General features: G+C 46.9%; 12 protein-coding genes. 6 read left to right on the top strand and 6 right to left on the bottom strand.

Features of this window, described 5'->3' with window-relative positions; all coding sequences use genetic code 11:
- Nucleotides 1-105 precede the first annotated feature (105 nt).
- Entirely contained in the window at nt 106-1005 is a 900-nt protein-coding gene (locus AABA75_RS01060) for a bifunctional GNAT family N-acetyltransferase/hotdog fold thioesterase (protein ID WP_338290503.1), read from the bottom strand.
- On the opposite strand from AABA75_RS01060, the gene AABA75_RS01055 reads away from it, so the two are divergent.
- Nucleotides 989-1822 (top strand): fused MFS/spermidine synthase, encoded by an 834-nt coding sequence (locus AABA75_RS01055; protein WP_338290502.1) that lies wholly within the window; start codon nt 989-991, stop codon nt 1820-1822. The genes AABA75_RS01060 and AABA75_RS01055 overlap by 17 nt on opposite strands.
- Before the next feature lie 2 nt (nt 1823-1824).
- On the opposite strand, the gene dtd is transcribed toward AABA75_RS01055, so the two are convergent.
- Complete coding sequence (dtd, locus tag AABA75_RS01050) at nt 1825-2262, bottom strand: D-aminoacyl-tRNA deacylase (RefSeq protein ID WP_338290501.1); 438 nt, start codon at nt 2260-2262, stop codon at nt 1825-1827.
- A 382-nt stretch (nt 2263-2644) separates the two neighbouring features.
- Between dtd and AABA75_RS01045 the strand changes: the two genes are divergently transcribed.
- Together AABA75_RS01045 and AABA75_RS01040 are read left to right on the top strand one after the other, a co-directional pair.
- Entirely contained in the window at nt 2645-2878 is a 234-nt protein-coding gene (locus tag AABA75_RS01045) for a hypothetical protein (RefSeq protein WP_338290500.1), read from the top strand.
- On the top strand, nt 2878-3516 hold the full coding sequence (locus AABA75_RS01040; protein WP_338290499.1) for a DUF2959 domain-containing protein: 639 nt from the start codon (nt 2878-2880) through the stop codon (nt 3514-3516). The genes AABA75_RS01045 and AABA75_RS01040 overlap by 1 nt, the downstream gene beginning before the upstream one ends.
- A gap of 20 nt (nt 3517-3536) precedes the next feature.
- On the opposite strand, the gene AABA75_RS01035 is transcribed toward AABA75_RS01040, so the two are convergent.
- The gene (locus AABA75_RS01035; RefSeq protein ID WP_338290497.1) at nt 3537-4430 is read right to left on the bottom strand and encodes a virulence factor BrkB family protein; all 894 of its coding nucleotides are present in this window, start codon (nt 4428-4430) and stop codon (nt 3537-3539) included.
- A gap of 35 nt (nt 4431-4465) precedes the next feature.
- The gene (gene metF, locus AABA75_RS01030; RefSeq protein ID WP_338290494.1) at nt 4466-5356 is read right to left on the bottom strand and encodes a methylenetetrahydrofolate reductase; all 891 of its coding nucleotides are present in this window, start codon (nt 5354-5356) and stop codon (nt 4466-4468) included.
- A gap of 150 nt (nt 5357-5506) precedes the next feature.
- Here metF and metJ point away from each other — a divergent pair, with 150 nt between their 5' ends.
- Nucleotides 5507-5830 (top strand): met regulon transcriptional regulator MetJ, encoded by a 324-nt coding sequence (gene metJ / locus AABA75_RS01025; protein ID WP_338290493.1) that lies wholly within the window; start codon nt 5507-5509, stop codon nt 5828-5830.
- A 42-nt stretch (nt 5831-5872) separates the two neighbouring features.
- Here the strand turns inward: metJ and pepQ are convergent, their stop codons facing one another.
- Together pepQ and AABA75_RS01015 are read right to left on the bottom strand one after the other, a co-directional pair.
- Nucleotides 5873-7192, bottom strand: coding sequence for a Xaa-Pro dipeptidase (gene pepQ / locus AABA75_RS01020; RefSeq protein ID WP_338290492.1), 1320 nt, complete (start codon nt 7190-7192; stop codon nt 5873-5875).
- A 113-nt stretch (nt 7193-7305) separates the two neighbouring features.
- Entirely contained in the window at nt 7306-9237 is a 1932-nt protein-coding gene (locus AABA75_RS01015; protein ID WP_338290491.1) for a transglycosylase SLT domain-containing protein, read from the bottom strand.
- A gap of 243 nt (nt 9238-9480) precedes the next feature.
- Here AABA75_RS01015 and fadB point away from each other — a divergent pair, with 243 nt between their 5' ends.
- Both fadB and fadA read left to right on the top strand, forming a co-directional pair.
- The gene (gene fadB, locus AABA75_RS01010) at nt 9481-11631 is read left to right on the top strand and encodes a fatty acid oxidation complex subunit alpha FadB (protein WP_338290490.1); all 2151 of its coding nucleotides are present in this window, start codon (nt 9481-9483) and stop codon (nt 11629-11631) included.
- Nucleotides 11632-11643: 12 nt separating this feature from the next.
- Nucleotides 11644-12807 carry an acetyl-CoA C-acyltransferase FadA gene (fadA, locus tag AABA75_RS01005; RefSeq protein WP_338290488.1) on the top strand — a complete coding sequence of 388 codons (1164 nt, stop codon included), beginning with the start codon at nt 11644-11646 and terminating at the stop codon, nt 12805-12807.
- The last annotated feature ends 31 nt before the right edge of the window (nt 12808-12838 follow it).

The following is a 12838-nucleotide window of genomic DNA, read 5'->3' as shown; positions in this document are numbered from 1 at the left end:
GCAAATCAATAATTGACGCAAATAACAACAATATTAGGCTAACATTTATCAGGATGCGAACTGCAATTACCTAAACAGGTTCACAATTACAGCATATAGCGCAGCTTATTCGATGATGGGTAACACCCAATAAACACCGTAAAACTCCGCCACGGCTATGTCGCCGTCTTGGATGTTCACCTGCAGCTCCAGACGACACTTTTTCTTGCGTTCGATGTAGTGGAACTTACCAGACATGGTTTCGATGTTACAAATGGCCCGAGGCTCGGCAGTCACAGGCTTGTGGTAGTGTACGTTGCCATCCCCCAGCACAATATCCCCCTCTAGACCGCGCTCTTTGAGCTGTAAAAATATCATGCCCCAGCCAGTCAAGGTTGCCAGGGAAAAGATGCTACCAGCGAACATAGAGCCATGCAGATTAATATTTTTATTAAGAGAGGCTCGTGCTTCCAACGTCTTACCCGTGTATTGATGCAGGGTAATGCCCATTTGTTCTGAAATGGGAATAGTCTCGTGCCAGGTAGATTGCAGTTCAGTACACCATTTAGGATGCAGGCGCACTGTAGACTGTACATCCAACTTCTTCACCATGTGCTGTCGTTTTTGCTTACCCAGCGCTTCAGGGGTATCCTCAATGTAGTACCCCGCAGAGGCAAAAAAGGCAACGGAAGTATCAAGGCTATTCGTTACGGCTCGCAAGGCTCCCTGTTTTTTCGCCTCTTCCTCCAGTGCACTCAGGATCAAGCTACCCAGGCCTTTCTTGCGATGCTTGGCCGACACTGCAATATGTCGAATTTGCGCTTCTTCCTGGACATTTAAATGCACCCGTCCCACCGCCACAATGTCACCGTCTGGAGACAACAACATTCGGTGTTCGGCTACCCCTTCGTATTCGTCTTTTTCTGAACCCTGAGGAAAATTAAATGGTTCCCGCAAGACTTGCCAGCGAAATAAAAAATAGGCTTCCATTTCTTCGGGCGTCACTGGCGTGCTAATTCGATACATTCATTTAACCTTGTTAGTTATTTACATTAAACTTACAGTTCAGTTGCTTTGCACTTTTGCAGGAGTCTGTGCGCTGTTTCATTTAAACGATTTACAAAACGACTCACGTATTTTGCATTTTGAGCGAGTTGGGTCAACTTCGCTATCGATTTCTGAAAATCCGGAGTTTCGTTGGTTGAGTATTGACGATGCCGTGCAATCGGTAATGGATTTGCGCACCCCATGGCAACCAATTTTACCCCATTTAAGCGCCCTGTTATTGTGCTTTTATTACCTGCCAGCCCCAAAGCAAGTAATGGAGTTGGGTTTGGGTGGTGGTAGTTTACAACGCTTTTTTCGCTACCACTTTCCAAAAGTAAACCTACTGTCGGTTGAGTATTCCAGCCAGGTCATCGCCTTATTTAAACAATGGTTTAACCAAGGATATCAGGATTATCAGGTGCTCCATCAAGATGCTCGCTACGCCATTAAAGAAGCTTCGTCGCAAGATCTAATCTTTATCGATTTATTTGCCAAACAAGGCACACCCGATTTTGTTTTCACCGAGGAGTTTTATCTGGATTGCGCACGAGGGCTGAATCCTGAAGGGCTATTAGCCATTAATCTGATCAGTGGCTCTCATTTGCAATCTGAACTGGTACTCGACATTTTGCGTACCCTCAATCTCAATTTTCGGGTCTTCTCGGTGCCAGGCTACCAAAATAAAATCGTATTTGCTTGCTACAATGCATTACCTGCTATTCGATATGATAGCAACCTCGAACACCTTGCAAGGCGCTATGGCCTGAATCTCAACGCCATTGTGGCTTTGGCCTGAAATTAAATTTGCAGCCAAAAAGTGGTTGGCCCTTCGTTTACCAAAGATACTTGCATGTCAGCGGCATATTGTCCGGTGGCGCATGCAACACCAAGGGCCTGCAGGTGCTGGCAAAAATGATCATACAAGCGCTCCCCCAATACCGGATCGCCGGCATTAGAAAAACCCGGTCGGTTGCCTTTTCGGGTATCCGCCATCAGCGTAAATTGAGACACCACCAGTATAGAACCACCAGCCTGCTGCACGTTTAAGTTCATTTTGCCCTGCTCATCGGGAAAAATACGATAGTTGCTCACTCGCTGGGCCATACGCTCAGTTTTTTCAACCGTGTCCTGGTTTTCCACCCCTAACAGCACAAGTAAACCCTGTCCTATCTCGCCGACGATATCGCCCTCAACACGCACCGAGGCAGAACTTACTCTTTGTAACAATGCAATCAATTTGCTTACCTTATATACCCAAACCACCTCAAGATACTCAACTTCAGCGGGAGAGTAAAAGGATTTAGGCAAGGTAAATTGGAGAAGGCATGGTCGTTCTCACGTCGATACAATTTAACGCCGCATAAATGCTTTTAGGCCCCGCCCTTCGGGAGTTTCACAGCGCTTCCATTACTGTGTTGCACTTGTTTGAAAGGTAGCCGACATTCCTTCTCAAGTGCGCCTTGTATTGAAAGCGCTGTGATAACTCTGAAGTTGGCATCTTGAGGTGGCTTGGGTATAGTTGTTTCACTTACAAATATCCGCTGGTAAGTTAATCAGCTTTGTTCTATTTTAACCCCTAAAGCGCGCTAAATTAACAAAGAAACAAAAGGAAAACTTTATGGCAGGTCAAGGTTCTGGTGGCAACGTCATCGCCGCATTGTGCAACATCTTCATCCCGGGTTTAGGGCAACTTATTCAAGGCCGTATTATGATGGCACTGATGTTTTTCCTGGTATGTACTGTCAGTTATGGTCTGGCTGCTACCGTCATTTTCATCTTTATGTGGCCGGTGGGCGCGATCTTCCACTTGTGGGCCATTATAGATGCCGCCAAGTTTAAGAGTAGCGACTGATGAGAGTCTTAATTACAGCAGCGTTTCTGCTGCTGCTGAGCGCTTGTCAAAGTACCTATTATTCCATCTGGGAATCTATGGGTGTTGAAAAACGCGACATCCTCGTGGACCGGGTGGAATCCGTCAATGAAGCACAGGAAGAAGCGCAGCAGCAGTTTGCTTCAGCCCTTGAAGAGCTGACGGTACTGATCAATTTTGATGGCGGTGAATTACAAACTGCCTACGACAAAATCAAAGATCAATACGACGCCAGCAAAGATAGTGCTGAGCGCTTAACCAGCCGAATTGACAAGGTGGAATCGGTTGCTGAAGCGTTATTTGATGAATGGCAGGATGAGCTGAGCCAGTATAGTAACGAGAGCCTGCGTCGCGATAGTGAGCGCAAACTCAAGGATACACAGCGTCGCTATGGTAGCCTGATCAAGGCGATGCATCGCTCGGCAGACAAAATGCAGCCAGTGTTAACTGCTCTTAATGACAATGTGTTATATCTCAAACACAACCTCAATGCTTCCGCCATTGGTGCATTGCAGGGTGAATTTGACAAAATAAAACGCGACATTGAACTGCTGATAAAAGAAATGAACGGCGCGATTGCGCAATCTTCTGAATTTATCGATACCATCAAGTCGAACTAATAAAAAGATCGGTCTGATATTCAGGCCGCTTTTTCATCTGCCTCTGCACTTGTCTCAACCGATTTGGGTTGAATATTCAAAATTCGAAACTTCTCCACTTGCACGGTAAATACAGCTCCGAATAATACAATGATCCAGGACAGATAGACCCAGACAAACAAAATGGGCACCGCTGCCAACGCACCATAAATCACTTGATACGACGGAAAGCTGGTCACGTAAATAGCGAAAACCTTTTTGCACAGCTCAAACAATAGCGCCGCAAAAATAGCGCCAGCGGCCGCATCTTTTGCCCTAACCACCTTATTGGGCACCACGGAATAAAGAATAAAATAGCCACCGAAAGAGATCAGGTAAGGCAATATGCCCAGTAAAAAGGTGGACAATCCAGGTGTGTACTCTTCCGCATAGGCGGTCAGCGAAATCAGGTAAGAGGTCATGGCCAGACTACTACCCACCAACAATGGTCCCAGGGTAAGTACCATCCAATATATAGCAAAAGTAAAAATCTTACGGCGTTCAATATTAATGCGCCAGATGTGATTGAGGGTTTTATCCACATTAGAGATAAGTAACAACGCCACAATCACCAGAAAACCGATACTGATGGCCCCCATTTCAGAGGCATTACTGGCAAACTCAATCACATATTGGCGAATGGTGTCGCCTGCAGCCGGCACAAAATTATTGAAAACAAAGTCTTCCAACTTGATGCGGATAGTCTGAAACGCGGGGAACGCCTGCAGAATGGCAAAAAACACCATAATAAAAGGCACAAGTGATAACAGTGTTACATAAGCAAGATGACCAGCCGCTACAGCTACCCGATCCTCACGGCATTGGCCCAAAAAGGAGCGGGTAAATTGCAGGGCTTTAGGTTGATAACGCTGGTATAACTCTTGTAAATTCGGCAAAACTGTCTCAAACAAACTCGTGTTTTTTAAACAGTTTAGCCCTTTTGGCTGCGAACGCCTAGCATGTGGCAAATGGCGTAACTTAGCTCACTGCGATTAAGGGTGTAAAAGTGAAAGTCTTTAACGCCTTCTTTTGCCAATACTTTTACTGTATCCATGGCAATGCTGGCCCCTAGCAGATTCCGTGTCGTCTGATCGTCATCCTCCAGGCCTTCAAACATGTGATGTAGCCAGTTGGGTACGTGGACGTTGGTGAATCCGGCAAAACGCAGCAAGGTTTTGTAGTTTGTAACAGGTAAAATACCGGGTACGATGTCAATATCGATACCCGCGGCGGCGGCTCTGTCGCGAAAACGCAAAAACACTTCGGCATCAAAGAAGAACTGAGTTATCGCCTGATTGGCACCCGCTTCGGCTTTGCGCTTCAAGTTTAACAGGTCGAATTGAGAATTAGGCGCCTCCGGATGAGTCTCTGGGTAAGCGGCTACGGAAATATCAAAGTCTGCCACGCCTTTTAACACTTTCACCAAATCCACCGCATAAGAGCGATGCTCAGTTGATCCCTCGGGTAGGTCACCGCGCAATGCTACAATGCGCCTGATACCAGACTCCCAATAGTCACGCGCTATTTGCTCTAATTCTTCGCGGGTGGCATCAACACAGGTTAAGTGGGGAGCTGCATTTATACCTTTTTCGTTTTGGATGCGTTTAACCACTTCATGAGTGCGATCCCGCTCGCCACTATTGGCACCGTAAGTCACGGACATAAATTTAGGATTCAGTGGCGCCAGTCGCTCCACTGAATTCCACAGAGTCTGCTGCATGGCCTCAGTTTTGGGCGGGAAAAATTCAAACGACACCTGAATATTTTTAATTTCAGACAGGGTTTGATTAAGGGCATCAATGCCTTGTGCGTAAGAAACCATGTTAAAGCATACCTTTTTAGACGTTTAGATGGCTAAATGTAAATAAACCACGTCTGGACGTCAAGCAGTTTAGCCATCTAATATTGATAACTTCTAGATTGTCATTAGAATTAAAGCTTCTGATTAAAACTATAATACAGGGTTTCCACCATGGCAGAATGGAATGGTCACTATATTGATCCCTACGCTGAGCACGGCAAGAAAAGTGAGCAGGTAAAAAAGATAACGGTATCGATACCACTTAAGGTATTGCAGGTGCTCACTGATGAGCGAACGCGGCGACAAGTCAATAATTTAAAGCACGCCACCAACTCTGAATTGCTGTGCGAGGCATTTTTGCACGCATTCACTGGGCAACCCTTGCCCAACGACAATGATTTAACCAAAGACAATACTCACAAAATTCCGGAAGAGGCCCGAAAAATAATGGCGGAAAAGGGAATTGAGATTGAGGAAGAACACGAGCAAGAGTAAGCCCGCCGGGAGTCGCTGATGCGACTCCTACTAAGGCAACGATTAAGACAAACCACCTTCACGGGTCATGTTTTCATTGCGATCCGCATGCACGATGACATTATCTTCAATTCGAATCCCACCGAACGGTTTAAATTCAGCCACCTTATCCCAGTTAATATAGGTAGACGCCGACGTTCCTTTTAAATCCGCCAAAAGGCTATCGATGAAATATAAACCCGGCTCAACAGTAAACACCTGATCAGCTTCTACAGTGCGGGTACAACGCAAGAATGGGTGCGCCTCAGGCGACGCTTTCGCTGTACCTCTATCATCGGCCATAAAGCCGCCCACATCGTGTACCTGTAGCCCCAGGAAATGCCCAATACCATGAGGGAAGAAAGTAGAGACAATATTGTGCTCCAGCATATCTGTGCCACTTAAATTAACAATACCGAAATCAGACAACAGTCCAGCAATCAACTCATGGGCTTTAAATTGTAACGCTGAATACTCGATACCCGGCTTTAACATTTCAATCAACTGTAAATTCACCTTGTCCATAGCTTGGATTAAATCGGCAAACTCGCCTGGTTGTTGTGCATAGGTGCGGGTGATATCTGCAGCGTAACCATTAAAGTTAGCCCCGGCATCAATTAAAAAGGAGCGAAAATCAGTTGGCGCTTCTATATCGCGCACACTGTTGTGCAATATGGCAGCATTTTCATTAAGTGCGACTATACTGGCATAAGGTAACTGCTCATCGGTATGACGGGTTGCCGAAAGATAGGCCAGATGAATATCCAGTTCGCTTTTGCCGGCTTTGAAAGCCTGCTCGGCAGCACGATGACCAGCAATAGCTATCTTGTTGGCCTGACGCATACAGAATTTTTCGTAATCCGTTTTGTAAGCGCGGTGATAATGCAAATAATGCAGCACGCGATCTGGATTAACATTATCAAAGCCCAGCGCGCTTGCGACCTCAAGATACTCTCCGAGATAAGCGAATTTTGCTTTGTCGTAAGGCAAATGCTTCTCGACTGCATTGGGTTTAGCCAATAGCTGAATATCAAATTCATCCGTCCAGAAATCATCCGGGGCCTCTGGTACCTTGTGCCAAAAATCCACTGGCAAATAAAAGATTAACTTGGGTTTTGATTCTCCATCGATTACCAACCAACAATTGGGGTTATCAATAACTGGCAGCCAAGCCTTAAACAGAGGGTTTACAGCATAGGGGTAATAGTTATCGTCCAGAAACTTGATCTTGCCCTGTCCGGAATGGATCACTATGCCATCCAGCCCTTCTCGTTGTAATGCTTCTCGAGTGCGAGCTTGCATCACCTGGATATGTTGCTGAAATTGGGCTTTTAGTTCTGACATAAAGGCGTCTCCATTGACTAATGCATGGGGGGATTACAATCGAATTGGTATGATGGTATCGCGCTACCTGAGGAGTGTAAATGCTCGGGCCTAACTGCAAACGCTACCGGCTGTCAGGTTCCCTTACCACCAATGGTCATTTTCGCGAAGTCTTCAAAATAGTTTTTATCATTGCCCAATAGCAAATGATAAATTTGCTTGTAAGCCAGCACGGCTTTCACATAGTTTCGGGTTTCACGATAAGGTATGGTCTCAATCCAGATGTCAGCAGCCAGGCCATTGTCTTCTGGTATCCAGGTTTTCACCCGATGCCAACCGGCATTGTAAGAAGCAGTTGCCAACACCGTATTTTCATCCATGCGCTTCATCAAGTAGTGCATGTATTGCGTGCCCATCTCCACATTAAACTGCGCATCAAATAATTGTCTGGCGCGGATTTTTCGTTTTTCCATATATTGCACCGTACTGGGCAATACCTGCATCAAACCATAAGCACCGGCGCCAGAGCGGGCATCGGGTTTGAAAGAACTCTCTCTGCGAGCAATAGCAAAGGCCCAGGCGGGATCGATGTCATGGCGCTGGGCACTGTTAATCAAATCATTCTTGTAAGCCAATGGGAAGCGTTTGGCCACGTCATCCAGGTAACCGGAACTGGAAAATGCGTGTATTGCTTGGTCGTGCCAATCCCATTGACTGGCCAGTGCAGCGGCCAATTGTTTGTGCTCAACAGACAGTTCTGGAAAAAACATATTCCACTCCCGTCGGGCAGAAGTTTTCCGGCCCAGTTTAACGAACTCAACGATACGTTGCATGGCGGGCATTGCCATCAATTGCTTTAAATGCAGTTGGTTTTGTGTAAAAGGACGATCTTGAAGATTGACCTTACGACCCAACTTGCCGCTGGCCATAAAACCATAGTAGTGACGATTTTGAGCAATTTGATTAAACAAATCACCAGCCACCTCACCATTGCCTAGTAGTTCTAATGCGCGTGCTTCCCAATACTGGTAGGTCAATTCATCTTCTGTCTGGTCTGGTAAGTCGCGCAGTATTTCCAATGCATGAGGCCAGTTTTGTTCTCGCAACACTTGGGTCAAATGCCAACGCAACACATCTTCATCCATAAAACCACTGGCTCGCTCCAACCAAGTTTCTGCCTGAGGATGATTTTTAGACGCCAATGCAATAGCGAAACGCTGCGTGATACTGCGTTTTTGTTCTGCGGAAAACGAGAACTTTCGGGAGTACTCCTGCCATGCATTAAGCGCTTTGTCCTCATCTCGCCATATAAGACGGCGTAAACCGTAAGTCAGAATACGGGTTTCGATAGCAAGCCTAACCCCAGTAAACTTCGACTGGCGGGTGATCATGCTCGGTGAACGTCGTACTGACAGCCACAAATCAGCGAGATACTTTTGCGATTCAGGTAACAGTCTTTTCAAATAGGGAATTAACGTTGTATTGCCGCCATCAGCCGCCAACTCAATGCGCTGTAATACGATATCTGAGGTTCGCCTGCCCGCTTCTTGCCAGAGTTTAAACAAAGGGTCGCATTCATTGGGCTGGGATTTTCCATGCAACCACAGCGCTTGAATTTCATCCAGATAGTCGGTTACCCCATTATTTTCTACATCAAAGGCAATGCGCTGACACAACAAACTGGTGTCGCCGACATCTCTATAGTGCTTTAGGTACAAATCTCCGCGCTTCTGTCTGGCAAGATGGACCAGCCATTTTTTGCGTAGTGGCCTCTCCATAGGGGTGCCAGCATAGTCTCGCAAAAAATCAGCGATTGCTGACTCATTGGAAATATAGGGATAACGCAGCAGCGTTTTATAAGTGACGTAAGGCCACAAGGGGTAGTCTTTTAATCGGGATTTTAACAGGCGATACTCGCTGCTGTTGGGGCGATGAGCTATCTGTTCTGCTCTTTCAAACCATTCACGCAATTGCTCTGAATCATTGGCAATAACACTGTCAGTGTACGGAATTACAGACACTAGAAGTATTTTAACCAGAAAAATGGCAGATTTTATTTTCCGCATCGACTACCTTTTTTGCTCCAGTCTATTTAATCTTAAACATACACAGACAGGCTTCCAGCCCTTCTGTAATGCGGTTTTTATACCAAACGAAACAAAATGAAATCAAAAATTCAAACAATTGTTTGAATTTGGGTTGAAATTTAACATTTCTTCAACAACAATGTTGCCACCCTACATCAGGCCGTACCAGTGAATAATTGTTTCAATTTGGCAATACGGTCTGTTAAAGCACAGGAGAATCCAATGTTATTTGAAGGCCAATGCCTACAAGCCAGCCTGAATGAAAACGGTATCGCTGATATTGTTTTCAATGCGCAAGGCTCCGTCAACAAATTCGACCAACAAACTGTATCAGAACTCAATGATTTATGCGCTGCACTTGAAAAAAATAGTGACATCAAGGCCGCAGTAGTTCGTTCTGCAAAGTCCACCTTTATTGTAGGTGCGGATATTACTGAGTTCACCGGACTATTTGCCGAGCCCGAAGAGAAATTGCTCGAGTGGGTGGCCAATACGTCCCAAGTTTTCGACCGTTTTGAAGATTTACCTTTCCCGACAGTGGCCGCGATAAATGGCTTTGCTTTGGGCGGTGGTTGTGAAATGACATTAGCCTGTGATCTGCGAGTTGCTGACACTACTGCAGCCATCGGACTACCAGAAGTGAAGTTAGGCCTGATGCCGGGTTTTGGTGGTACCGTGCGTTTACCGCGCGTTATCGGTGCCGACAACGCAATGGAATGGATGACTACTGGTAAAGATCGCAATGCAGAAAAAGCCCTTAACGAAGGCGCTATTGATGCCGCGACTGCGCCAGAGCAATTAGTCGCCGTTGCTAACCAGATGGCTGCTGATGCTGCTGCGGGTGATATTGACTGGCAAGCGCGTCGCGCCGCTAAAAAAGCCCCACTGAAACTGAACCGCAACGAAATGATGATGAGTTTCGCTACAGCAAAAGGCATGGTGTTCGCGCAAGCAGGTAAACATTATCCAGCGCCTCACATGGTAGTAGAAACACTGGAAAAGGCCGCGACACTTGACCGTGAAGGCGCCTTGAAACTGGAAAATGCCGGTTTCGTAAAACTCGCCAAATCAGAAGCTGCCACAGCGCAAGTAGGTATCTTCCTGGCAGACCAGGTAGTAAAAGGCAAAGGCAAAAAACAAGCAAAAAGCGCTACCAAGAAATTTGAACAAGCAGGTGTGTTAGGGGCCGGTATCATGGGCGGTGGTATTGCATACCAGTCAGCTGTTAAGGGTACCAAAACCATCATGAAAGACATTGCCGAGCCTGCTTTGCAATTGGGTTTGGATGAAGCCAGCAAAATACTTGATAAAGGCATGAAGCGTGGCAAAGTGTCTAGCAAGAAAATGGCGGCCACGCTCAATAACATCGTTCCCACGTTAGATTACAAAGCGCTGGAAAATGTCGATATCGTTATTGAAGCGGTGGTAGAAAATCCAAAAGTTAAAGGCATTGTGTTGAAAGAAACGGAAGAGACAGTGGCTGATGACGCCATTATCTGTTCTAACACGTCCACCATTTCCATCAACGCCTTAGCTGAAAACCTGAGTAAACCAGAGCGCTTCTGTGGTATGCACTTCTTCAACCCAGTGCACAGAATGCCTTTGGTAGAGATCATCCGCGGCGAAAAAACCTCAGAAGAAACCATCGCTAACGTAGTAGCCATGACTCTGAAGATGGGCAAAACCCCTATCGTCGTAAACGACTGTCCGGGATTCCTGGTTAATCGCGTTTTATTCCCTTACTTCGCGGGCTTCAGCAAGTTGTTGCTAGACGGTGCCGATTTTGTTGCCGTTGATAAAGTAATGGAAAAAATCTTCGGCTGGCCAATGGGACCTGCCTTCCTGCTGGATGTAGTGGGTATTGATACTGCAGATCACGCAGCAGATGTAATGGCCGATGGCTTCCCTGAGCGCATGAAGAAAGTGGACAATGATCCGGTAACCCTTCTTTATAAGGCAGAGCGCTACGGTCAGAAGAATCAGAAAGGCTTCTACAATCACGGTTTGGACAAACGCGGCAAACCGCAAAAAACACCAGCAGAAGAAGCTTACGAGTTAATGTCAGCCCATGTAGCCGATAAGAAAGACTTTGATGCTGAAGAGATCATTGCACGTCTGATGATCCCGATGGCTAACGAGGCGATTCGCTGTCTGGAAGAGGGTATCGTGGATTCAGCAGCCGAAGCAGACATGGCGTTGTTGTACGGTCTGGGCTTCCCTCCATTCAGAGGCGGCATCTTCCGTTACATCGACACCATGGGCGTCGCGAATTTTGTTGCCCTAGCTGACAAGTTTGCCCACCTTGGCGAAGTATACCAGGTGACCGACGGTGCCAGAGAAATGGCCAAAAACAACCAGAAATACTGCGGATAAGGGGGAAGTATCATGAAAGAAGTAGTCATTGTAGATTGTATTCGTACCCCTATGGGGCGTTCCAAGGGCGGTGTTTTCAGAAACATGAGAGCTGAAACCCTGTCTGCTCATTTGATGAACTCACTGTTGGCCAGGAATCCGGAGCTGGATCCTGCCGACATCGAAGACATCATCTGGGGTTGTGTACAGCAAACCAAAGAACAAGGTTTTAACGTTGCCAGAAATGCGCAGTTGTTAACTGACATTCCGCGTCATGTGGCAGCAGTAACAGTAAACCGCCTGTGTGGTTCATCTATGCAGGCTTTGCATGATGCCACTCGCGGTATTATGACAGGTGCTGGCGATGTGTACCTTATCGGGGGCGTTGAGCACATGGGTCACGTACCTATGACCTTCAACGTAGATTTCCACCCGGGCCTGGCTAAGTACACAGCTAAAGCCTCTGGCAGCATGGGTCTAACGGCTGAACTGTTGGGCAAGCAAAACGGTATCAGCCGTGAGCAACAAGATGCATTTGGTGCTCGTTCCCACCAAAAAGCCCACGCCGCTGCGTTAGAAGGCCGCTGGGACAACGAAATTGTTGCCACCGAAGGGCACGACGCCAATGGCGCCTTGATCCAAGTGAAACACGATGAAGTTATTCGTCCCGAGACCACAGTAGAAACCTTAAGTGGCTTGCGCCCGGTATTTGATCCCGCCAATGGCACGGTCACCGCAGGTACCTCCTCTGCCATTTCAGACGGTGCCTCTGCTATGCTGGTGATGTCTGCCGACAAAGCCAAAGCGCTGGGCTTAAAGCCAAGAGCAAAAATCCGCTCAATGGGCGTTGCCGGCTGTGACGCTGCCATCATGGGCTACGGCCCGGTTCCAGCGACGCAAAAAGCGCTTAAGCGTGCCGGAATGGATATCAAAGATATAGAAATCGCAGAATTCAATGAAGCCTTTGCCGCCCAAGCACTGTCTTGTGTTAAAGCACTAGGGCTTATGGATAACTACGATGAAATGGTTAACCTCAATGGCGGCGCGATTGCTCTGGGACATCCACTGGGCTGTTCAGGCGCACGTATCAGCACGACATTGATCAACCTGATGGAAGCGAACGACAAGTCGGTTGGTTTGGCCACCATGTGTATCGGTTTGGGCCAAGGTATCGCCACTATTTTTGAACGCGTGTAGCGCGTTTTAACGCAACACACTCAAAGGGCAG

Source organism: Planctobacterium marinum, assembly GCF_036322805.1.
Taxonomy (GTDB): Bacteria; Pseudomonadota; Gammaproteobacteria; order Enterobacterales; family Alteromonadaceae; genus Planctobacterium; species Planctobacterium marinum_A.
Note: the sequence above shows the minus strand (reverse complement) of the source record. Positions and strands in the feature narration are given on the sequence as shown.